This window comes from Streptomyces sp. NPDC051020 (assembly GCF_040683105.1).
Taxonomy (GTDB): domain Bacteria; phylum Actinomycetota; class Actinomycetes; order Streptomycetales; family Streptomycetaceae; genus Streptomyces.
On record NZ_JBFBCG010000005.1, the window covers coordinates 85,115 to 104,800 of the forward strand.

Below are 19,686 nucleotides of genomic sequence, written 5' to 3' on the forward strand. Positions count from 1 at the left end.
TACGAGGAGCCATGCCGCATTCCCGCACCGCCGCAGCCCGCCCGGTCATCGCCATCGCCGGGCTCGGCATCGAGTCGTCCACCTTCTCTCCCGCCCGCACCCAGGCCCCCGCCTTCCACCCCTCGCGGGGCGCCGAGGTGCTGGACCGCTACCCCTTCCTGACGCCCGGTGAGGAACTGCGCGAGGCAGCTGACTGGCACGGCGCCCTGGTCGGCAAGTCGCTGCCGGGCGGCACCGTCACCGCCGCCGCCTGGGCCGAGCTCACCGACGAGCTGATCGAGCGGCTCGCCGCGCTGCCCAAGCCGGACGGCCTCTGGTACGACATCCACGGCGCGATGACCGTGGAGGGCATCGACGACGCCGAGGCGGTGCTGCTGGAGCGCATCCGCGCCACCGTCGGCCCCGACGTGATCATCTCCACCTCGATGGACCTGCACGGCAACGTCTCCCGCGAGCTCGCCCACGGCAGCGACCTGATCACCTGTTACCGGATGGCCCCGCACGAGGACCACATGGAGACCAAGGAGCGGGCCGTCCGCAATCTGGTGGACCTGCTGGTCTCCGGCGCGCCCCGCCCGGTCAAGGCCTGGGTGCCGGTGCCGGTGCTGCTGGCCGGAGAGCAGACCTCCACCCGGATCGAGCCGGCCAGGAGCGTGTACGCGGCCGTGGACGAGGTCGAGGCCATGGACGGCGTGATCGACGCCGCGATATGGGTCGGCTACGCCTGGGCCGACGAACCGCGCAACCGCGCCGTGGTGGTGGTGACCGGCACCGACCGGGCCGCCGTTTCGGCCGGTTCCGAGCGCCTGGCCCAGGGCTTCTGGAAGGCCCGCGGCGACTTCGACTTCGTCGCCCCGACCGGCACCTTCGACGGCATCCTGGACGAGGCCCTGGCCTCCGACCAGCGGCGGTTCGCGGAGGTCCGGCGGTGGGCGCGGGAGCGGGCAGCGGACCCGGGGCCGCCGCTCGCAGCGGTTCGCGACGACTCCACCGACGAATGATCCCAGCCGCCCCGCGCCCCTTCTGCGACGATGCCAAGCGAGGGGAGGGCGACCACGAAAGGATCGTTATGTGTGGAATCGTCGGCTATGTCGGTGGGCAGTCCGCGCTTGATGTTGTCGTCGCTGGGCTGAAGCGCCTCGAATACCGCGGGTACGACTCCGCGGGTGTCGCCGTTCTCGCGGACGGCGGGCTGGCCTCCATGAAGAAGGCCGGCAAGCTCGTCAATCTGGAGAAGGCACTGGTCGAACAGCCTCTTCCGGCCGGGACCACCGCGATCGGGCACACCCGGTGGGCCACCCACGGCGGGCCCACCGATGCCAACGCCCACCCGCACCTCGACAACGCGGGCCGCGTCGCCGTCGTGCACAACGGAATCATCGAGAACTTCGCCGGGCTGCGCGCCGAACTCGCCGAGCGCGGGCATGATCTGGCGTCCGAGACCGACACCGAGGTCGTCGCCCATCTGCTCGCCGAGGCGTACTCGTCGACCGGTGACCCGGCAGAGGCGATGCGACAGGTCTGCCGGCAGCTCGAAGGGGCGTTCACCCTGGTCGCCGTGCATGCCGATGAGCCGGATGTGGTGGTGGGAGCCCGGCGGAACTCACCGCTCGTGGTCGGGGTGGGGGATGGCGAGGCGTTCCTGGCCTCCGACGTGGCCGCGTTCATCGCGCACACCCGGTCAGCGATCGAGCTGGGGCAGGATCAGGTCGTCGAGCTGCGCCGGGAGTCCGTCACGGTCACCGACTTCGACGGGGAGCCCGCCGAGGTCCGTAGGTACCACGTGGACTGGGACGCCTCCGCCGCCGAGAAGGACGGCTACGACTACTTCATGCTCAAGGAGATCGCCGAGCAGCCGAAGGCCGTGGCCGACACGCTCCTCGGGCGGATCGACCGCTCGGGCTCGCTCCACCTCGACGAGGTGCGCATCGCGCCGAGCGTGCTCCGGGAGGTCGACAAGGTCGTCGTCGTGGCCTGCGGGACCGCGTACCACGCCGGGATGATCGCCAAGTACGCCATCGAGCACTGGACCAGGCTGCCCTGCGAGACGGAGCTCGCCAGCGAGTTCCGGTACCGCGACCCGATCCTCGACCAGCGTACCCTCGTCATCGCGATCTCCCAGTCCGGCGAGACGATGGACACACTGATGGCGCTGCGGCACGCCCGTGAGCAGGGGGCGAAGGTCCTCGCCATCTGCAATACGAACGGATCGACCATTCCGCGTGAGTCCGACGCGGTGCTGTACACGCACGCCGGGCCGGAGGTCGCCGTCGCCTCGACCAAGGCGTTTCTGACGCAGCTCGTCGCCTGTTACCTCGTCGCCCTCTATCTCGGTCAGACCCGCGGTACGAAGTGGGGCGACGAGATCCGGACCGTCGTCCGGCAGCTCTCCGAGGTCCCCGGGCAGGTCGAACGGGTCCTGGAGACCATGGAGCCGGTGCGCGCGCTGGCCCGTTCGCTCGCGCGCAAGAACACCGTCCTCTTCCTGGGGCGCCACGTCGGTTATCCGGTCGCCCTCGAAGGCGCGCTGAAGCTCAAGGAACTCGCCTACATGCACGCCGAGGGCTTCGCCGCCGGCGAGCTCAAGCACGGGCCGATCGCGCTGATCGAGGACGATCTGCCGGTCGTCGTGGTGGTGCCGTCGCCGCGCGGGCGTTCGGTGCTCCACGAAAAGATCGTGTCGAACATCCAGGAGATCCGGGCCCGCGGCGCCCGCACCATCGTCATCGCCGAGGAGGGCGACGAGGCGGTCGTTCCGTACGCCGACCATCTGATCTGGATCCCCGCTGCGCCTACGCTGCTTCAGCCGCTGGTGGCAACCGTGCCCTTGCAGGTCTTCGCCTGCGAACTGGCCACCGCCCGCGGCAACGAGGTGGACCAGCCGCGCAATCTGGCGAAGTCCGTGACCGTCGAGTGAGTCGAAGAATGAGTGAGTGAGCGCGTGATCATCGGGGTCGGGATCGATGTGGCGGAGATCGAGCGGTTCGGCGAGGCGCTGGAGCGCACGCCGCATCTGGCTCAGCGGCTCTTCCTGGAGCGGGAGTTGCTGCTGCCCAGCGGTGAGCGGCGCGGTATCGCCTCGCTGGCCGCCAGGTTCGCCGCCAAGGAAGCCGTCGCGAAGGCGCTCGGTGCGCCGGGCGGGCTGCTGTGGACGGACGCCGAGGTGTACGTCGAGGACAGCGGCCGGCCCCGGCTGCGGGTCCGCGGCAGCGTCGCCGCCTGCGCCGCCGAGCGGGGCGTACGGCACTGGCACGTCTCGCTGAGCCATGACGCGGGGGTGGCGTCGGCCGTGGTGATCGCGGAAGGTTGACCGTATGCGAACTGCGTACAGCGTGAAGACCGTACGGGCCGCCGAGCGTGCCCTGATGGCACGGCTGCCGGAGGGGGCCCTGATGCAGCGGGCCGCCGCGGGACTCGCCGTGGCCTGCGGCGATCTGCTGCGGCGCAATGGCCGCGTGTACGGGTCCCGGGTCGTCCTGCTCGTCGGCAGCGGCGACAACGGCGGCGACGCGCTGTACGCGGGCGCCCGGCTGGCCCGGCGCGGCGCGGGCGTCCGCGCTCTGCTGACCTCGCCGGGCCGCGCCCACGAGGGCGGGGTCGCGGCGCTCCGCGCGGCGGGCGGGCTGGCCCAGGACGCGGCGCAGGTGGTCACGGACCAGATCGGCCGCGTCGATCTGGTGGTCGACGGCATCACCGGCATCGGCGGGCGCGGCGGGCTGCGCCCGGACGCGGCCGCGCTGGTGCGCGCCTACGAGGCGACCGGGGCGCCGATCCTCGCCGTCGACCTGCCCAGCGGCATCGAGGCGGACACCGGGGAGGTGCTCGGCGACGCCGTGCGGGCCGATGCGACGGTCACCTTCGGTACGTACAAGCCGGGGCTGCTCATCGACCCGGCCGCCGACCTGGCGGGTGCGCTGCACCTCGTCGACATCGGGCTCGGCGACGAGCTGCCCGCCGTACCCGATCTGGAGGCGCTGCAGTACGCCGATGTCGCCGCGCTGCTGCCGCTCCCCGGCAGCGAGAGCGACAAGTACCGGCGTGGTGTCGTCGGCATCGTTGCCGGGTCCGCGCGGTATCCGGGCGCGGCGGTGCTCGCCGTGGGCGGGGCGCTGCGGGGCGGTGCGGGCGCGGTGCGGTACGTCGGTCCGGGCGCCGGTGCCGTGATCGCCCGGCACCCGGAGACCCTGGTCCACACGGGCCCGCCGTCGAAGGCGGGGCGGGTGCAGGCATGGGTCGTCGGACCCGGGCTCGGGGACGGTACGGACGCCGTCTCGGCGGTCGCCGATGTGCTGGACGCCGAGGTTCCGGTGCTTGTCGACGCGGACGGGCTGCGGCTGCTCGACGCCGCCGTCGTGCTGTCGCGCACCGCGCCGACGCTGCTCACCCCGCACGCCGGGGAGGCCGCCGCGCTGCTCGGCGTACCGCGCGAGGAGGTCGAGGCGGAGCGGCTCGCCGCCGTCCGGGAACTCGCCGCCCGCTACCGCGCCACCGTGCTGCTCAAGGGGTCGACGACCCTGGTCGCCGACGGCACCGGACACGCTCCCGTACGGGTCAACCCGACCGGCACGTCCTGGCTGGCCACGGCGGGCAGCGGCGACGTCCTTTCCGGGCTGACCGGTTCCCTGCTGGCCGCGGGTCTCGACCCACGCGACGCCGCCTCCGCCGGCGCCTACCTGCACGGCCTCGCCGCCCGCCACGCCTCGGACGGCGGCCCGGTCTCCGCCCAGGACGTCGCGGACGCGGTCCCCGCGGCGTGGCGTGACGTGCGGGCCTGAGAGATCCTGGGCACCAGAGACGGAACCGCGGAGGAGAGCCGGTGAGGAGTGGTCGACGGTGGGCAGCGACTCCGTACGCGTACGCCGGGTGTACGACCCGCAGGAGGACGGTGACGGGACCCGCGTCCTCGTCGACCGGCTCTGGCCCCGCGGCGTCGCCAAGGACCGGGCACGGATCGACCGGTGGCTGAAGGACCTCACCCCGTCGAACGAACTCCGCTCCTGGTACCACGAGGACCGCAGCGGCACCCGGTACGACGACTTCGTGGACCGCTACCGCGCCGAACTCGCCGACCCCGCCCACACGGCGGCGGTGCGGGAGCTGGTCGAGCTGGTCCGCGCGGGCGGGCCGGTGACCCTCGTCACAGCGGTGAAGGACATCCCGCACAGCCATGTCCCGGTCCTCGTCGACCACGTGGAACATGAGCTGCGCCATCGGTGACATCAGCGGCCTCGCGACCGCTGCCGCCACCGATGACGCACCCCGGGCCGCACGTACGGATCGGACCGGACCGGAGCCGGCGAGCCCGGCATGATCCGAAAGAAAGGCGCTGACCGCACCCGGCACCTGAGGGTCCTGGCGTACGCCTCTGAGAGACTGGGCGCGATGAACGAGACCGCGTCCTTGAGAGCCCGAGCCGAGATCGACCTCGCCGCACTGCGCGCCAACGTGCGTGTTCTGCGCGCCCGTGCGGCCGGCGCGCAACTCATGGCCGTCGTCAAATCCGATGCGTACGGGCACGGAGCGGTGCCCTGCGCCAGGGCCGCGCTCGAAGCCGGGGCGACCTGGCTCGGCACCGCGACCCCGCACGAGGCGCTCGCCCTGCGCGCCGCCGGGCTCGGCGGCCGGGTGATGTGCTGGCTGTGGACACCCGGCGGCCCCTGGCGCGAGGCGATCGAGGCCGACATCGATGTGTCGGTCAGCGGCATGTGGGCGCTGCGCGAGGTCGTCGCCGCGGCCCGGGAGGCCGGACGGCCGGCCCGCATCCAGCTCAAGGCCGACACCGGACTGGGGCGCAACGGCTGCCAGCCCGCCGACTGGCCCGAACTGGTCTCCGCCGCCCGCACCGCCGAGAGCGAGGGCACGGTGAAGGTCACCGGCCTCTGGTCGCACTTCGCCTGTGCCGACGAGCCCGGCCATCCGTCGATCGCCGCCCAGCTGGCGGTGTACCGCGACATGGTCGCGCACGCGGAGAAGGCGGGCGTCGAACCCGAGGTGCGGCACATGGCCAACTCCCCGGCGACGCTGACGATCCCCGAGTCGCACTTCGACCTCGTGCGGACCGGCATCGCCATGTACGGCATCTCACCCAGCCCGGAGCTGGGCACCCCGGCCGACTTCGGGCTGCGCCCCGTGATGACGCTCGCCGCGTCGGTCGCCCTGGTCAAGCAGGTGCCGGCCGGGCACGGCATCAGCTACGGGCACCACTACACGACCTCCGCCGAGACGACACTCGGCCTGATCCCGCTCGGCTACGCGGACGGGATTCCGCGCCAGGCCTCCGGGCGCGGCCCGGTCCTGGTCGGCGGCGTCCGGCGGCGGGTCGCGGGCCGGGTGGCCATGGACCAGTTCGTCGTCGATCTGGACGGGGACACCGTCGAGGTGGGCAGCGACGCGGTGCTCTTCGGCCCCGGGGACCGGGGCGAGCCGAGCGCCGAGGACTGGGCGGAGGCGGCCGGCACGATCGCGTACGAGATCGTCACCCGCATCAGCGGCCGCGTGCCGCGCGTCTATCTGAACGAGATCCCGACCGGTTCTCTCTGATCCGCTCTGTCCTGCACGTCCTGATCTGACCTGACGGACAACGACCGACGAGGAGCACGGCACGGTGAGCGAGATCAGCGCGGGGGACGCGGTGGCGACGGCCGCTTCGGCGGTCGGCTGGCGCCGAGCGGGCATCGCCGGAGCCGCCATAGGCGTGATCGCCGCCGGTGCGGCGGCCGGTGTCGCGGTCGAGCGGATGACCGTCGGCCGGGGCATGCGCAGGCGGGCCAGGCTGGCGCTGGACGCCTCGGGGCCGTACGGCTCGCTGCGCGGCATGCCCGGCCGGGCCGCCGCCGACGACGGCACCGAGCTGTACTACGAGACCGACGAGGTCGAACCCGACGGCGGTACGGGCGCGGGCACCGGCCCGGGTGCGGGCTCCGGGCCCGCCGGTACCGGACCGCGCAGACGCCGGCTCTTCGGCCGCAAGGTCCCCGGGCCCGTCACCGTCGTCTTCAGCCACGGCTACTGCCTCAGCCAGGACTCCTGGCACTTCCAGCGGGCGGCGCTGCGTGGCCTGGTGCGCACCGTGCACTGGGACCAGCGCAGCCACGGCAGGTCCGAGCGCGGCCGGGCCCAGGCGCAGGGCGTGACGGTCGGGATCGACCAGCTCGGCCGCGATCTGAAGGCCGTCATCGACGCGGCGGCCCCCGAGGGGCGGCTGGTACTGGTCGGGCACTCGATGGGCGGCATGACGATCATGGCGCTCGCCGAGCAGTACCCGCAGCTGATCCGGGACCGGGTCGCCGCCGTCGCCTTCGTGGGTACGTCGAGCGGGAAGCTCGGCGAGGTCAGTTTCGGGCTGCCGGTCGCGGGTGTGAACGCCGTGCGGCGGGTGCTGCCCGGGGTGCTGAAGGCGCTCGGCTCGCAGGCGGAGCTGGTGGAGCGGGGGCGGCGGGCGACCGCCGATCTCTTCGCCGGACTCATCAAGCGGTACTCGTTCGGCTCGCGGGACGTGGACCCGGCGGTCGAGCGGTTCGCCGAGCGGCTCATCGAGTCCACACCGATCGACGTGGTCGCGGAGTTCTACCCGGCCTTCACCGAGCACGACAAGAGCACGGCGCTGCCCGCGTTCCGGGACGTGCCGGTGCTGATCCTGGCGGGCGACAAGGACCTGGTGACACCCAGTTCGCACAGCGAGGCGATCGCCGACCACTTGCCGGACGCGGAGCTTGTCATCGTGCCGGACGGCGGGCATCTGGTGATGCTGGAGCACCCGGAGACGGTGACCGACCGGCTGGCGGACCTGCTGGTACGGATCGGAGCCGTACCGGCAGCGGCTAACGTTGGCGGGCATGGAAGCACCGCACAACAGCCCGGCAGCTGAAACCGCGCACACCCCGGCGGCCATGACCGCACAGGCCCACGTCATCGCCCGTTTCGATGTCACGTCCGCCGAACAGATGCAGGCGCTGGGCCGCCGTCTCGCCGGTCTGCTGCGCCCCGGCGACCTCGTGATGCTCAGCGGCGAGCTCGGCGCCGGAAAGACGACACTGACCCGGGGGCTCGGCGAGGGCCTCGGGGTGCGAGGCGCCGTCACCTCTCCCACCTTTGTGATCGCCCGCGTCCACCCGTCCCTGAGCGGGGGTCCGGCGCTCGTCCATGTCGACGCCTACCGGCTGGGCGGCGGCCTCGACGAGATGGAGGACCTGGACCTCGATGTGTCGCTGCCCGAGTCGGTGGTGGTCGTGGAGTGGGGCGACGGCAAGGTCGAGGACCTCTCGGACGACCGGCTGCAGGTGGTGATCCACCGCGCGGTCGGTGACACGGACGACGAACGGCGCTCGGTCACGCTGGTCGGGATCGGGGAGCGCTGGTCAGGACTGGAGGCGGCGCTGGAAGCCGGCCGCTGAGAGCACCGACACGTTTCCGACAGGCTGTCGGCAAATTGTTGCGCGGGGCGGGCCGGGCGTGGTCACATGGATGCCGAGAGCTGGTTAGGTCTGCCTAACCACGCCTTCCACCGGAGCCCAGGAGGCATCCATGCCGACGCCCGAGCGTGAAGAGCAGCCGCAGCCGCCAGAGACGTCCGCGGTGTCGATGAAGGATCTGCTGGCGGCCTGCGCCGCGGCGACCGCGGTCTCGACGCCGCCGTCGGAGGAACGGCAGGAGTGCCAGGAGCGGCACGAGCCCGGGGAGCAGCAGGGGCCCCAGGGATGTGACGGGGAGCGCGACGCCGCCTGAGGTCTTTCGTGTGGACCCCGGTGGCCTTACGGGACGACGACCACCGTGGCGCCGACCGTCGCGAACGCCCACATCGCGTCGCCGTCCGCGCGCTTCATCCGTACCCCGCCGGTCTTCAGCTTCGGGTCCGGGCTCTCCATCGAGCCGTCCTGCGCCGCGCTGAACCCCACGGGCACATCCCCGTCGGCCATCGCGAACCGCACCACGTGCTCGATCAGCACGCCGTCCGAGCCCTTGATCGAGCCCGAGCGCGAACCCACCTTGTAGGTCCCGGGCCGCGGGCTCAGGGCACTCGGCATGACGGCGAAGGTCCGGGTCACCTTTCCCTGCGCGTCGACCAGCCACACGCGCCGGTCGCCCAGTGCGTACACCACTCGCGCCCCGGTCCCGGATTCGGCGGGAAGCGCGGCCGGACGCTTTTTGTCCTTCGGCTTGTCGTGGCGGACGGCGGGGGCGCTGCTGGACGCCCCCGGCTTGGGGACGGCGACGGAGTCGGGGGCGTTCGCCGATGCCTGGTAGGCCAGGAAGCCGACCGCGGCAATGGCCGCCGCGGTGAGCCCGGCCACGATTCCCGAGCTGCCCCTTGCCACCGTGCGTGCCCCTTTCGCCGACGTACGTATGTCGTACAAGCGTTTACGTCGTACCCGCGTCTACCCGGTGACGGTAGCAGCAGGGGCCGGTGGGAGCGGGATGCCGTACGGGGCGCCATGGAGCCGTCGGCGGAGCCGTAGGCTGTTTGCGTGCTCTTGCTCGCCGTGGATACCGCCACCCCCGCCGTCACCGTCGCCCTGCACGACGGGAAAACCGTCGTCGCCGAGTCGGGCCAGGTCGACGCCCGAAGGCACGGGGAGCTGCTGCTGCCCGCCGTCGACCGGGTCCTCGCCGAGGCCGGGGTGAAACTCGACGCCGTGACCGGTGTGGTCGTGGGCGTCGGCCCCGGCCCGTACACCGGTCTGCGGGTCGGTCTTGTGACGGCCGCGACGTTCGGCTCGGCGCTCTCCGTGCCGGTCCACGGGCTGTGCACGCTGGACGGTCTCGCGTACGCCGCCGGGCAGGGCGGACTGGAGGGCCCGTTCGCCGTGGCGACGGACGCCCGCCGCAAGGAGGTCTACTGGGCGCGGTACGAGGATCCCCGTACCCGCGTCGGCGAACCCGCCGTCGACCGGCCGGCCGACATCGCCGAGCAGCTCGCCGGGCTCCCCGTGGTCGGGGCGGGCGCGGCGCTCTACCCCGACGCGTTCCCGGACGCCCGCGGTCCCGAGCACGTCAGCGCCGGGGCGCTCGCGGCGCTGGCCGCCGAGCGGCTCGCCGCCGGAGCGGAGCTGCTGCCGCCGCAGCCGCTGTATCTGCGCCGGCCCGACGCCCAGGTCCCGAAGAACTACAAGGTGGTCACCCCGAAGTGACGAGCCCGACTGCCGTGCTGCGTGAGATGCGCTGGTGGGACATCGATCCGGTGCTGCAGCTCGAACACGAGCTGTTCCCGGAGGACGCCTGGTCGGCCGGCATGTTCTGGTCCGAGCTGGCGCACGCCCGCGGGCCGCAGGCCACCCGCCGCTATGTCGTCGCCGAGGCCCCGGACACCGGACGTATCGTCGGATATGCGGGACTCGCCGCCGCCGGTGACCTCGCCGACGTCCAGACGATCGGCGTCACCCGCGACCACTGGGGCGGCGGGCTGGGCTCCGAACTCCTCACCGATCTGCTGAAGCACGCCACGGCCTTCGAGTGCGCGGAGGTGCTCCTCGAAGTCCGGGTCGACAACACCCGTGCGCAGAAGCTGTACGAACGCTTCGGCTTCGAACCGATCGGCTTCCGCCGCGGCTACTACCAGCCGGGCAACATCGACGCACTCGTCATGCGTCTCCACGTACAAGAACCCGCACCAGAGCACGTACAGGAAACTGGGACTGACTGATGGCTGACGAACCGCTCGTACTCGGTATCGAGACCTCCTGCGACGAGACCGGCGTCGGCATCGTCCGCGGTACGACACTGCTCGCGGACGCCGTCGCGTCCAGCGTCGACACCCACGCCCGCTTCGGCGGCGTCGTCCCGGAGATCGCTTCCCGCGCGCACCTGGAGTCGATGGTCCCCACCATCGAACGCGCCCTGAAGGACGCGGGCATCAGTGCCCGCGACCTCGACGGCATCGCCGTCACCGCCGGTCCCGGGCTGGCGGGCGCGCTGCTCGTCGGCGTCTCGGCGGCGAAGGCGTACGCGTACGCCCTGAACAAGCCGCTGTACGGGGTGAACCACCTCGCCTCGCACATCTGTGTCGACCAGCTGGAGCACGGCCCGCTGCCCGAACCGACGATGGCGCTGCTGGTCAGCGGCGGCCACTCCTCGCTGCTGCTCGCGCCGGACATCACCAACGACGTACGGCCGCTGGGCGCGACCATCGACGACGCGGCGGGCGAGGCGTTCGACAAGATCGCCCGGGTGCTGAACCTCGGCTTCCCCGGCGGCCCGGTCATCGACCGGCTGGCGAAGGAGGGCGATCCGAAGGCGATCGCGTTCCCGCGCGGACTGAGCGGCTCGCGCGACCCCGCGTACGACTTCTCCTTCTCCGGTCTGAAGACGTCCGTCGCCCGCTGGATCGAGGCGAAGCAGGCCGCGGGCGAGGAGGTGCCGGTACGGGACGTGGCGGCGTCCTTCCAGGAGGCCGTCGTCGATGTGCTCACCCGGAAGGCCGTTCGGGCCTGCAAGGACGAGGGTGTCGACCACCTGATGATCGGCGGCGGCGTCGCGGCCAACTCGCGGCTGCGGGCGCTCGCCGAGGAGCGCTGCGAGCGGGCCGGCATCCGGCTGCGGGTGCCGCGGCCCGGACTGTGCACGGACAACGGGGCGATGGTCGCGGCGCTGGGCGCCGAGATGGTGGCGCGCAACCGTCCCGCGTCCGATCTGGAACTGTCGGCGGACTCGTCGCTCCCGGTGACGGACACGCATGTGCCGGGCAGCGCGCACGACCACGACCATGTGCACGAGATCAGCAAGGACAACCTCTACTCATGACCGTCGCCCTCATGTGGGAGGCCCGGGCCGTGGACGGCCGGGGCGCCGAACTGCTGGAGTGGGCGCGGGCGCGCACCGGTGAACTGGCGGACGAGCCGCTGCGGTACGAGCTGCTGCGCGCCCCGCAGGACCGGGTGCTCGTCATCACCTGGTGGGAGGCGGCATACGGCGCCGAGCTGCCCGAGCTGCCCGAACCCGCAGCCGAGTTGATCACCCGGGCGGTGCACCGATGGCGGTTCGAGGTGGCCGGCGGCTCCACCGGCGGAACATCCTCTCGCGTGGGCTGAAGACGGTCTCCATGCCTGTCGTCACCGCCCCGTCCGACCCCAGCCGGGTGGTGGCGCAGGAACCGGCCGCGAGCACGCTGTGGGCGTCCCTGCGGTAGCCCGGAAAGTCTCCCGGAAGTTTCTTCAATTTCTTCGGGGGAGTGTGTCGATTGCGGCGTGTCCCGTTCGACGCAAGGGTGAGAGGCAGGGAAAGCCCCCGCCCTTCTGCACCGAGGAGTCACCATGCCGCGCTTCCTGTCGATGGTCCGCATCGATGAGCAGAACCTCGCCTCCGAGGCCCCCGACCCCGACTTCGAGGCGCGCATGGGTGCGCTGTTCGAGGAGATCACCAAGGCCGGGGTCATGCTGGAGACCGCCGGGCTCACCCCCACCTCGCAGGGGACCCGGGTCACCTGGGAGGACGGCAAGCTGAGCTACACCGACGGGCCCTTCACCGAGACGAAGGAAGTCGTCGGCGGCTACGCCATCACCCAGTGCAAGGACATGGCCGAGGCGCTGGAGTGGACCAAGCGGTTCCTGGAGATCCACCCGAAGAACTGGACCGTCACCTCCGAGGTCCGCGAGATCGCCGAGAGCTAGGGCGTGTTTCGCCCATGGGGAGGGTCGTCCAGTGCGTGCGATCGCAAGGAGGCCCGACGTCCTTGGGTGGGGCCTCCCCTGCTTGAACGAAGCTGAGAGCTTGGGGAAGGAACTGGCAGGACTTGTGGCCAACGCGGCGAGCGGGCGTGCCGGGCGGCGCGACGGGGCAGAGCCTGCCGGGAGGGGCACCGGTGCCTTTCGCGCTTGCTGCGTCCCGGTACGGCTGCTCTGATGGGTGGCCGTGACGGAAGCAAGAGCCACGCAGGCGGTCGAGGCGGTATTCAGGATCGAGTCCGCGCGGATCATCGCCGGTGTCGCCCGCATCGTGCGGGACGTCGGCATCGCCGAGGAGCTCGCGCAGGACGCTCTGGTCGCCGCGCTGGAACAGTGGCCGGAGTCGGGTGTCCCGGACAGACCGGGCGCCTGGCTCATGGCCACGGCCAAGCACCGCGCGATCGACCTCGTACGCCGCAAGGAGACGTACGCGCGGAAGCTGGCCGAGGTCGGGCGGAGCCTGCAGGACGTGCCGCCGCCCGAGCCGGGAGACTTCGACAGCATCGAGGACCCCCACCGCATCGACGACGACCTGCTGCGGCTGATCTTCACCGCCTGCCACCCCGTGCTGTCGACCGAGGCCCGGATCGCGCTCACCCTGCGGCTGCTCGGCGGACTCACCACCGACGAGATCGCCCGGGCCTTCCTGGCGTCCGAGCCGACCGTCGCCCAGCGCATCGTCCGTGCGAAACGCACCCTGGGCCGGGCGGGCGTCCCCTTCGAAGTGCCGTACGGCCTCGAGCGCGCGGCCCGGCTCGTCTCCGTCCTCGAAGTCATCTATCTGATCTTCAATGAGGGCTACTCGGCCACCGCAGGCGACGACTGGCTGCGCCCGGCGCTCTGCGAGGACGCGCTGCGGCTGGCCCGGGTGCTGGCCGGACTGATGGACAAGGAACCCGAAGTGCACGGCCTGGTGGCCCTGTTGGAACTCCAGGCGTCCCGCATCGCGGCCAGGACCGGGCCGGACGGTGCGCCCGTGCTGCTCGCCGACCAGAACCGGTCCCGCTGGGACCGGCTGCTGATCCGGCGCGGATACGCGGCCCTGGAGCGGGCGAACGCGGCGGGCGACGCACCGGGCCCCTACGCCCTGCAGGCCGCGATCGCCGCGTGCCACGCCCACGCGGTGACGTACGAGGAGACGGACTGGACGGTCATCGCCACGCTCTACGGGCTGCTGCTGAAGGCGGCCCCGTCGCCGGTCGTCGAGCTGAACCGGGCGGTCGCCGTCTCGATGGCGCAGGGGCCGGAGGCGGGGCTCGCGCTGGTCGACGCCCTGGCCGGGGACCCGGCGCTGAGGGCGTACCACCTGCTGCCGAGCGTGCGCGGCGATCTGCTGGCGCGGCTGGGGCGCACGGACGAGGCACGGACGGAGTTCCTGCGGGCGGCGGACCTGACCCGTAACGCGCGCGAGCGGGCGCTGCTGCTGGCCCGGGCGGAGAAGGAATCCGGCGCGGCGCGATGAGTTTCCGCGGCCCGACCGGTCTACCTTGCACAGCCAACGCCCGTACGAACAGCCGAGGAGCAGGCCATGCAGAAGATCAAGACCTTCCTGTGGTTCGACAGCCAGGCCGAGGAGGCCGCGAACTTCTACGTCTCCGTCTTCGGGGGCGACTCGAAGGTGCTCGGTGTGTCGCACTACACCGAGTCGTCGCCCGGCGAGCCGGGCGCCGTCATGACCGTCGACTTCCGGCTGGCCGGCCAGGAGTACGTGGCGCTCAACGGGGGTCCGCAGTTCTCCTTCACCGAGGCGATCTCGCTCGCAGTCGACTGCGAGACGCAGGCGGAGGTCGACGAGCTGTGGGCCAGGCTCACCGACGGCGGCGAGGAGAGCCAGTGCGGCTGGCTCAAGGACAAGTACGGGCTGTCCTGGCAGATCGTCCCGCGCGGGCTGTCCGAGGCGCTCTCCCACCCTGACCCGGCCAAGGCGGACCGGGCCATGAAGGCCATGCTCGGCATGAAGAAGCTCGACATCGAGGCGCTGCGCAACGCCTGACGGCGTCCGTGCAGCCCGGCCGGCGGCTCCCGGCCGATGCGGACCGGGGGCCCGGTGGGCCGGGTGTGCGAGACGTGCTTCAAAGCCGCCCTGGTGATCGGCAACTGACGGGCCGTGGGCGGGAATCGGTCAACCGGCCGATCGGGCTGTACGCCACTGAGGTGGCCCGGGTCGCGCGGGCGCATCGGCCGGTCCGGCAGCCTCGTTGACCGCGTGACCGGGGCGCATCGGGCGCCCGTCGCGAGAGGAGCCATCATGTCCGACCAGTACGACTACAGCCCCGAGTCGGGGGCGGGCGGCGACGGCGCCGACGACTCCGAGTACGACAGCGCGGACGCCGGGTTCGACGGCTACAGCGAGTACCCGGACGGCCGGTCGGACAGCTGAGAGACCGGACGGAACGGGCGGGAACCCCGTCGCCACCGGCCCCGCCCGTCCCGTACATGGCTCCGGCCTCACCTCATCGGACCAGCGCCGTCGCGATCCCGTCGGTCACGGCGATCTGCCACTCCGGGTCCCGGTACAGCCGCCCCCAGTGCGCGCCGTCACCGCACGCGCCTGCGCCCAGCGGCGCACCCGGTCGCGGTCCAGCCAGGCCCGGCCGCGTGCGCCTTCCCGGCCGACCGTGGTCCGCTCGAAGTTCGCCGGTATCGCGATCATCCGGACAGCCTACGGAGCGCCGCTAGCGGATCTCGCTCGCCGTCCGGCGGTAGGTCGAGCGCCGGTCCGTGATGTCCGCCCAGAGGTCCCCGTACACGTTCCTCGTGACCCCCGGCTCCCGCAGGAAGTCGTGCGGGAATCCGAGCGGCACCTCGCTGGCCATATCGAGCTGGTGCACCGCGTCGGCGTCGAGTGCGACATCGACAGCGGCGAGATTGTCGACGAGCTGGCTCACCCTGGTGGCGGCGATGATCGGGATGATGTTCCCGGGCCGTCCGCGCAGCCACGCCAGCGACACCTGCGCCGGGCTCCAGCCGCCCTGTTCGGCGACCTCCAGCACCGCGGTGAGGACCTCCTCCTCCCGGCGATCGGCCCGGTTGTCGAAGGCGGGCGAGTCCAGCCGGCCCGTTTCGCCGCGACGGTACTTCCCGGTGAGCTTGCCTGCGGCGAGCGGGCTCCACGCCAGCACGGCCTGGTCGAAGGCGCGGGCCTGCGGCAGCAGTTCGCGTTCCGGGGTGCGCTCCAGCAGGTTGTACCGCAGTTGCGAACCGGTGAACGAGGTCCAGCCCCGCAGCTCGGCCATGGTGTTCGCCTGTGCGATCTCCCACGCCGCCCAGTCCGACACCCCGAGATAGAGCACCTTGCCGGACCGTACGAGGTCGTCGAGGGCGCGCATGACCTCCTCGACCGGGGTGAAGTTGTCCCGTGCGTGCACCCACAGCACGTCGATGCGGTCGGTACGCAGCCGGGCGAGGCTCGCCTCCACCGACTGGACCAGGTTCTTCCGGTGGTTGCCCGCCGCGTTCACATCGCCGGTGCGGGTGGCGCAGCTGTACTTCGTGGCGAGGACGAACCGGTCCCGGCGGCCTTGGAGCAGCTCGCCGAGGATCGTCTCCGAGCTGCCGTTGGTGTAGTTGTTGGCGGTGTCGATCAAGTTGCCGCCCTCGTCCGCGTACGCGTCGACGATCCGGGCGCTGGTCTCCGTGTCCGCACCCCACCCCCAGTCCTCGCCGATGGTCATGGCGCCGAGGCTCAGCTCGCTCACCCGCAGGCCGGTCCGGCCGAACAGCGTGTACTGCACAATGTTCTCCCTCGGTACGTGCGTGCTTCCGGTCAGCCGGTCGCATTCGGACGTTACGAGCCGGAGCGCGCTTCAACGCAAGCCACGCCGAACCGTGCCCGCACCCGGTCGGTAGGGTCGGGCCCATGCCCCGCCGCACACTGCTGCCGCCGCCCCCTCCGCCCGTCGAGATACGTTCCTGGCCCGACAGGGGAGCCCTGCTCGCCGACCGGGCGGTCGTCCTCGGCGAGCTGGTCACCCTGCATGTGGGGCGCGGCCGGCTGGTGCTGCTGTGGCTGTGGGGCGTCCTGTGCGCGCTCGGCTGGTCGCTGGTGGGGACCGCGATCCTCACGTTCGAGGAGTCGTACGACATCGTCAGTGCCGTCCTCGGCGTCGTCCTCGCCACCCTGGGCGCCTGCTGTGTCGTGCCGTCGGTGGTCTTCGTCGTCGTCGGCCTGCGCCGCGACCGGCAGATCCGCCGACTGCTCTACGCCTGGGGCGAGTTGGACCGCGATCCGGACGGCGACAAGCGGCTGCGGGCCCCCGGTGCGAGCTTCGCCTGGATGCTGCCGTCGTTCGCGCTGTGCGCGGTCGGGCTGTACGCCTGCGTGGCCGTCCCGGCGAATGCGGAGGCGCCCGAGGACACCTACGGTGCGGTCGCCCTCGTCATGGGACTCGGGATGATCGGCTGGCTGCTCGGTCTGATCGGCGTCACCAAGGCGTTCGCGCACCGCCGTTGGGTGCTGAGGGTGCTCGTCGGGGCGCCCGGGCCCGAGCCGCTGTTCTCCGTCGGCGGCGGTGCTCACCGCTGAAATCGCCTCTATCCTGGCCGCGCAACAGGATCCGCTCAGGGGGAGGGTGTCACATGGAGTGGTACTGGTGGGTGCTCATCATCTTCTGGACCGGCGGCTTCGGATGGGCGGTCGACAACGTCCGTACGGCGCTGCGCAACCGGCACACCCGCAAGCTGGAACTGCTGGAGGCGGGCAAACAGGAACGCCTGGCCGTCGAGGCGGCGAACCGGCCGCCGGAGCCGGTCTGCGGCTGCACGCACCACCTTGCGAAGCATGACAAGCAGGGCAGGTGCCATGAGCGGGTCGAGGTGCCGACGGCCTGGGACGAGAGCAAGAAGCCGGTCCGCTTCGAAGCCGGGCAGTGCAACTGCCAGCAGTACGTGGGCCCGCAGCCGCTCTCCCAGGTGTACGCGGACGACCTGACCGACCTGGCCTGACGGCCTCCCCCGCGACAGGGAGTGGGCTCCCGACGCCCTGCGACTGCGCTTGCGGCGTTGTCGTCGAAGCCGCGCGACGCCGCACGCTGATCCACCCCCATGTGCTGGTCGGTCTAAGACCGCCGGCACATGGGGGGTGGGGGAAGGAGCGGGGCTGGGTGCGTGCAGCTGCAAGGCGGAGGAGGGAGGCAACGCGAAGGGGGCCCCTCCCATGCCTTTCGGGCTATGGGGGAGTTGTTGACTGACGACAACGCCGCAGATGTGCGCACCCAGCCCCGCGACGCCGCCTCCCATGTGCTGGTCGGTCTAAGGCATGTCGGGCCGCACGGGGTGGCCGATCAGCATGGTCGGCGCCCCGGCGACCCGGGTCAGGAACACCGTCGCCGCGTTGGGGCCCTGGAGCTTCATCTTCCTGCGCAGCTCCTCCGGTTCGACGGCCGAGCCTCGCTTCTTGACGGTCAGGACGCCGACCTTCCGCTCCCGCAGCAGCGCCTTCAGCTTCTTCATGCTGAAGGGCAGTTGGTCGGTGATCTCGTACGCGGAGGCGTAGGGGGAGTCGTACGGCTCGTCGCTCGTGACGTACGCGATCGTCTCGTCGACCAGCCGGCCGCCCGACCGCTCCACGATGTCGGCGACCAGATGGGCGCGGATGACGGCGCCGTCCGGCTCGTACAGATAGCGGCCCACCGGCCCGACGGGCGGGGCGGGCAGTGCGGCCGGGGCCGACAGGGTCGCGCCCGCCGGCAGAAGTGTGGCGCGGTACGAGCCCGGGGTGAACCCTTCGCCGAACCAGAGCACCGCCTCCTTCACATCGCCGTGGTCCGAGATCCACTCCGCCTCCGCCTGTGCCGGGATCGCCTCGTGCGGGATGCCGGGGGCGATCTTCAGCGCGGCGCGGGGGGCCGCCAGCGCGGCGCCGGTCGCCCAGGAGAGCGGCGGCGAGTACGCCTCGGGGTCGAAGATCCTGCCGCGCCCGCCACGCCGGGCCGGGTCGACGAAGACCGCGTCGTACGCGGACGTGTCGATCTCGGTGACATCGGAGCAGCGCACCTCGATCAGGGTGTCGAGACCGAGTGCGGCGGCATTGGCGCGTGCCACCTCGGCGGTCAGCGGGTCGCGGTCCACGGCGAGGACGGAGATGCCCGCGCGGGCGAGGGCGAGGGCGTCACCGCCGATCCCGCAGCAGAGGTCGGCGACGCTGCGCACGCCCGCTTCGGCGAAGCGCCGGGCGCGGTAGGTGGCGACCGAGGTGCGGGTCGCCTGCTCGACGCCGTTCGGTGTGAAGAACATCCGGTACGCGTCCTCGGCGCCGAACTTCGCCACCGCCCGCTGCCGCAGCCGCGCCTGCCCCAGCGCCGCCGACACCAGCGGGGCCGGATGACTGCGGCGCAGCCGGGTGGCGGTGGCGAGCTCCTGGGAGGGGTCGTAGGCCCGCAGCTCGGCGAGGAGCGCCTCGCCCTCGGGTGTGCGCAGGGCCATGAAGGCGGCGAGCGGGTCGGTCGGGTCGGTCGGATCGAAGGCGTTCACCGGCCCATTGTGAGCCAGCCGGGGGACCGCGCGGGCCAGGCGGAGGTGTCGGCCCCAGTGGCCGGGCAACCACTGGCAGTATGCGAAACCATGCGGCTTGTACGACAAAAGGAAGATTTAACCGCACAGCGGCATGATCCGGGCGTCATGTGGCGCGGACCGGGCCATGTGGTCCTGGCCGCACTCCTCGTCGCAGCCGCGCCCGGCTGCGCCTCCGAGTCCGGTGGCGGCCCCGCCGTCGGACATCCCGGCGGCTCCGCCCGGCGGACGCAGGCCGCACGCGCGGCGTACGCCAGGAAGTGGGGGCCGGCCACCACGCCGCTGGCCGCGGCCGACCTGGTCCGCGCGGTCACGAGGACCATCACGGACGAGGGGTACGCCGTGGCCCGGCTGGAGGACTACGTATGAGAAGGGCGCACCGGCTGCTCGCCGGACTGCTGGCAACCGGTGCGCTCCTGGCCGCCGCCGGGTGCGCGCAGTCGGTCGACCCGATCGAACGGCTGGGCCGGAAGGCCGCGCAGAAGGTGAGCCGGCCGCACCGGACGCCGGGGGCGGGACC

23 protein-coding genes and 3 pseudogenes are annotated in these 19,686 nt (G+C 72.1%); 22 read left to right on the forward strand and 4 right to left on the reverse strand.

Going from position 1 to position 19,686, the window contains the following annotated elements; all coding sequences use genetic code 11:
- Positions 1-11 precede the first annotated feature (11 nt).
- The 9 genes and pseudogenes from AB0N06_RS04710 to AB0N06_RS04750 form a co-directional block, all read left to right on the forward strand.
- Positions 12-908: pseudogene (locus AB0N06_RS04710) on the forward strand (M81 family metallopeptidase); the annotation flags it as partial.
- Between the two features lie 161 nt (positions 909-1,069).
- Positions 1,070-2,917, forward strand: a complete 1,848-nt coding sequence (glmS, locus tag AB0N06_RS04715) for a glutamine--fructose-6-phosphate transaminase (isomerizing) (protein WP_366133259.1) — start codon at positions 1,070-1,072, stop codon at positions 2,915-2,917.
- 24 nt (positions 2,918-2,941) lie between these two features.
- A complete protein-coding gene (locus tag AB0N06_RS04720) occupies positions 2,942-3,310 on the forward strand; it encodes a holo-ACP synthase (RefSeq protein ID WP_358861589.1) in 369 nt (122 codons plus the stop codon).
- A 4-nt stretch (positions 3,311-3,314) separates the two neighbouring features.
- On the forward strand, positions 3,315-4,775 hold the full coding sequence (locus AB0N06_RS04725) for an NAD(P)H-hydrate dehydratase (protein WP_366133260.1): 1,461 nt from the start codon (positions 3,315-3,317) through the stop codon (positions 4,773-4,775).
- Between the two features lie 58 nt (positions 4,776-4,833).
- Positions 4,834-5,217 carry a DUF488 family protein gene (locus tag AB0N06_RS04730; protein WP_366133261.1) on the forward strand — a complete coding sequence of 128 codons (384 nt, stop codon included), beginning with the start codon at positions 4,834-4,836 and terminating at the stop codon, positions 5,215-5,217.
- A 165-nt stretch (positions 5,218-5,382) separates the two neighbouring features.
- Entirely contained in the window at positions 5,383-6,540 is a 1,158-nt protein-coding gene (gene alr / locus AB0N06_RS04735) for an alanine racemase (RefSeq protein WP_366133262.1), read from the forward strand.
- Positions 6,541-6,604: 64 nt separating this feature from the next.
- On the forward strand, positions 6,605-7,867 hold the full coding sequence (locus tag AB0N06_RS04740; RefSeq protein ID WP_366133263.1) for an alpha/beta hydrolase: 1,263 nt from the start codon (positions 6,605-6,607) through the stop codon (positions 7,865-7,867).
- Positions 7,836-8,393, forward strand: coding sequence for a tRNA (adenosine(37)-N6)-threonylcarbamoyltransferase complex ATPase subunit type 1 TsaE (gene tsaE, locus AB0N06_RS04745; RefSeq protein WP_366133264.1), 558 nt, complete (start codon positions 7,836-7,838; stop codon positions 8,391-8,393). The genes AB0N06_RS04740 and tsaE overlap by 32 nt, the downstream gene beginning before the upstream one ends.
- Positions 8,394-8,523: 130 nt before the next feature.
- Positions 8,524-8,724, forward strand: coding sequence for a hypothetical protein (locus tag AB0N06_RS04750; protein WP_366133265.1), 201 nt, complete (start codon positions 8,524-8,526; stop codon positions 8,722-8,724).
- A gap of 26 nt (positions 8,725-8,750) precedes the next feature.
- On the opposite strand, the gene AB0N06_RS04755 is transcribed toward AB0N06_RS04750, so the two are convergent.
- The gene (locus AB0N06_RS04755) at positions 8,751-9,314 is read right to left on the reverse strand and encodes a hypothetical protein (RefSeq protein WP_366133266.1); all 564 of its coding nucleotides are present in this window, start codon (positions 9,312-9,314) and stop codon (positions 8,751-8,753) included.
- 150 nt (positions 9,315-9,464) lie between these two features.
- Between AB0N06_RS04755 and tsaB the strand changes: the two genes are divergently transcribed.
- From tsaB to AB0N06_RS04800, 9 genes and pseudogenes are all read left to right on the forward strand, one after another.
- Complete coding sequence (gene tsaB / locus AB0N06_RS04760) at positions 9,465-10,127, forward strand: tRNA (adenosine(37)-N6)-threonylcarbamoyltransferase complex dimerization subunit type 1 TsaB (RefSeq protein WP_366133267.1); 663 nt, start codon at positions 9,465-9,467, stop codon at positions 10,125-10,127.
- On the forward strand, positions 10,124-10,639 hold the full coding sequence (gene rimI / locus AB0N06_RS04765; RefSeq protein WP_345515005.1) for a ribosomal protein S18-alanine N-acetyltransferase: 516 nt from the start codon (positions 10,124-10,126) through the stop codon (positions 10,637-10,639). Before tsaB ends, rimI begins: the two co-directional genes overlap by 4 nt.
- Positions 10,639-11,736, forward strand: a complete 1,098-nt coding sequence (tsaD, locus tag AB0N06_RS04770) for a tRNA (adenosine(37)-N6)-threonylcarbamoyltransferase complex transferase subunit TsaD (protein WP_366133268.1) — start codon at positions 10,639-10,641, stop codon at positions 11,734-11,736. The genes rimI and tsaD overlap by 1 nt, the downstream gene beginning before the upstream one ends.
- Positions 11,733-12,023 (forward strand): hypothetical protein, encoded by a 291-nt coding sequence (locus tag AB0N06_RS04775; RefSeq protein ID WP_366133269.1) that lies wholly within the window; start codon positions 11,733-11,735, stop codon positions 12,021-12,023. Before tsaD ends, AB0N06_RS04775 begins: the two co-directional genes overlap by 4 nt.
- Positions 12,020-12,121 (forward strand): annotated as a pseudogene (locus AB0N06_RS04780) (LytR family transcriptional regulator); the annotation flags it as partial. The gene AB0N06_RS04775 and the pseudogene AB0N06_RS04780, both read left to right, overlap by 4 nt.
- 124 nt (positions 12,122-12,245) lie before the next feature.
- The gene (locus AB0N06_RS04785) at positions 12,246-12,602 is read left to right on the forward strand and encodes a YciI family protein (protein WP_366133270.1); all 357 of its coding nucleotides are present in this window, start codon (positions 12,246-12,248) and stop codon (positions 12,600-12,602) included.
- Between the two features lie 235 nt (positions 12,603-12,837).
- Positions 12,838-14,118 carry an RNA polymerase sigma factor gene (locus AB0N06_RS04790; RefSeq protein WP_366133271.1) on the forward strand — a complete coding sequence of 427 codons (1,281 nt, stop codon included), beginning with the start codon at positions 12,838-12,840 and terminating at the stop codon, positions 14,116-14,118.
- A 66-nt stretch (positions 14,119-14,184) separates the two neighbouring features.
- The gene (locus AB0N06_RS04795; protein ID WP_366133272.1) at positions 14,185-14,649 is read left to right on the forward strand and encodes a VOC family protein; all 465 of its coding nucleotides are present in this window, start codon (positions 14,185-14,187) and stop codon (positions 14,647-14,649) included.
- A 255-nt stretch (positions 14,650-14,904) separates the two neighbouring features.
- Complete coding sequence (locus AB0N06_RS04800; RefSeq protein ID WP_366133273.1) at positions 14,905-15,036, forward strand: hypothetical protein; 132 nt, start codon at positions 14,905-14,907, stop codon at positions 15,034-15,036.
- Between the two features lie 105 nt (positions 15,037-15,141).
- Here AB0N06_RS04800 and AB0N06_RS04805 read toward each other — a convergent pair whose 3' ends face one another.
- Both AB0N06_RS04805 and AB0N06_RS04810 read right to left on the reverse strand, forming a co-directional pair.
- A complete protein-coding gene (locus tag AB0N06_RS04805) occupies positions 15,142-15,309 on the reverse strand; it encodes a hypothetical protein (RefSeq protein WP_366133274.1) in 168 nt (55 codons plus the stop codon).
- A 22-nt stretch (positions 15,310-15,331) separates the two neighbouring features.
- Positions 15,332-16,390, reverse strand: coding sequence for an aldo/keto reductase (locus AB0N06_RS04810; RefSeq protein WP_366133275.1), 1,059 nt, complete (start codon positions 16,388-16,390; stop codon positions 15,332-15,334).
- A 125-nt stretch (positions 16,391-16,515) separates the two neighbouring features.
- On the opposite strand from AB0N06_RS04810, the gene AB0N06_RS04815 reads away from it, so the two are divergent.
- Together AB0N06_RS04815 and AB0N06_RS04820 are read left to right on the forward strand one after the other, a co-directional pair.
- A complete protein-coding gene (locus AB0N06_RS04815; RefSeq protein WP_366133276.1) occupies positions 16,516-17,181 on the forward strand; it encodes a hypothetical protein in 666 nt (221 codons plus the stop codon).
- A gap of 53 nt (positions 17,182-17,234) precedes the next feature.
- Positions 17,235-17,600, forward strand: a complete 366-nt coding sequence (locus AB0N06_RS04820; protein WP_366133277.1) for a hypothetical protein — start codon at positions 17,235-17,237, stop codon at positions 17,598-17,600.
- Positions 17,601-17,906: 306 nt separating this feature from the next.
- Here AB0N06_RS04820 and AB0N06_RS04825 read toward each other — a convergent pair whose 3' ends face one another.
- On the reverse strand, positions 17,907-19,079 hold the full coding sequence (locus AB0N06_RS04825) for a class I SAM-dependent methyltransferase (RefSeq protein WP_366133328.1): 1,173 nt from the start codon (positions 19,077-19,079) through the stop codon (positions 17,907-17,909).
- Between the two features lie 195 nt (positions 19,080-19,274).
- On the opposite strand from AB0N06_RS04825, the gene AB0N06_RS04830 reads away from it, so the two are divergent.
- Positions 19,275-19,535: a hypothetical protein gene (locus AB0N06_RS04830; RefSeq protein ID WP_366133278.1), complete on the forward strand. Its 261-nt coding sequence runs from the start codon at positions 19,275-19,277 to the stop codon at positions 19,533-19,535.
- Positions 19,532-19,666: pseudogene (locus tag AB0N06_RS04835) on the forward strand (polysaccharide deacetylase family protein); the annotation flags it as partial. The gene AB0N06_RS04830 and the pseudogene AB0N06_RS04835, both read left to right, overlap by 4 nt.
- Between the last annotated feature and the right edge of the window lie 20 nt (positions 19,667-19,686).

Excerpts from the sequence above, each read along its gene's own strand:
- glmS (WP_366133259.1), top strand. The coding sequence starts at position 1,070 with ATGTGTGGAATCGTCGGCTATGTCGGTGGGCAGTCCGCGCTTGATGTT.
- AB0N06_RS04725 (WP_366133260.1), top strand. The coding sequence starts at position 3,315 with ATGCGAACTGCGTACAGCGTGAAGACCGTACGGGCCGCCGAGCGTGCC.
- alr (WP_366133262.1), top strand. The coding sequence starts at position 5,383 with ATGAACGAGACCGCGTCCTTGAGAGCCCGAGCCGAGATCGACCTCGCC.
- tsaE (WP_366133264.1), top strand. The coding sequence starts at position 7,836 with ATGGAAGCACCGCACAACAGCCCGGCAGCTGAAACCGCGCACACCCCG.
- AB0N06_RS04750 (WP_366133265.1), top strand. The coding sequence starts at position 8,524 with ATGCCGACGCCCGAGCGTGAAGAGCAGCCGCAGCCGCCAGAGACGTCC.
- tsaD (WP_366133268.1), top strand. The coding sequence starts at position 10,639 with ATGGCTGACGAACCGCTCGTACTCGGTATCGAGACCTCCTGCGACGAG.
- AB0N06_RS04775 (WP_366133269.1), top strand. The coding sequence starts at position 11,733 with ATGACCGTCGCCCTCATGTGGGAGGCCCGGGCCGTGGACGGCCGGGGC.
- AB0N06_RS04785 (WP_366133270.1), top strand. The coding sequence starts at position 12,246 with ATGCCGCGCTTCCTGTCGATGGTCCGCATCGATGAGCAGAACCTCGCC.
- AB0N06_RS04795 (WP_366133272.1), top strand. The coding sequence starts at position 14,185 with ATGCAGAAGATCAAGACCTTCCTGTGGTTCGACAGCCAGGCCGAGGAG.
- AB0N06_RS04800 (WP_366133273.1), top strand. The coding sequence starts at position 14,905 with ATGTCCGACCAGTACGACTACAGCCCCGAGTCGGGGGCGGGCGGCGAC.
- AB0N06_RS04805 (WP_366133274.1), bottom strand. The coding sequence starts at position 15,309 with ATGATCGCGATACCGGCGAACTTCGAGCGGACCACGGTCGGCCGGGAA.
- AB0N06_RS04815 (WP_366133276.1), top strand. The coding sequence starts at position 16,516 with ATGCCCCGCCGCACACTGCTGCCGCCGCCCCCTCCGCCCGTCGAGATA.
- AB0N06_RS04820 (WP_366133277.1), top strand. The coding sequence starts at position 17,235 with ATGGAGTGGTACTGGTGGGTGCTCATCATCTTCTGGACCGGCGGCTTC.
- AB0N06_RS04825 (WP_366133328.1), bottom strand. The coding sequence starts at position 19,079 with ATGGCCCTGCGCACACCCGAGGGCGAGGCGCTCCTCGCCGAGCTGCGG.
- AB0N06_RS04830 (WP_366133278.1), top strand. The coding sequence starts at position 19,275 with ATGTGGCGCGGACCGGGCCATGTGGTCCTGGCCGCACTCCTCGTCGCA.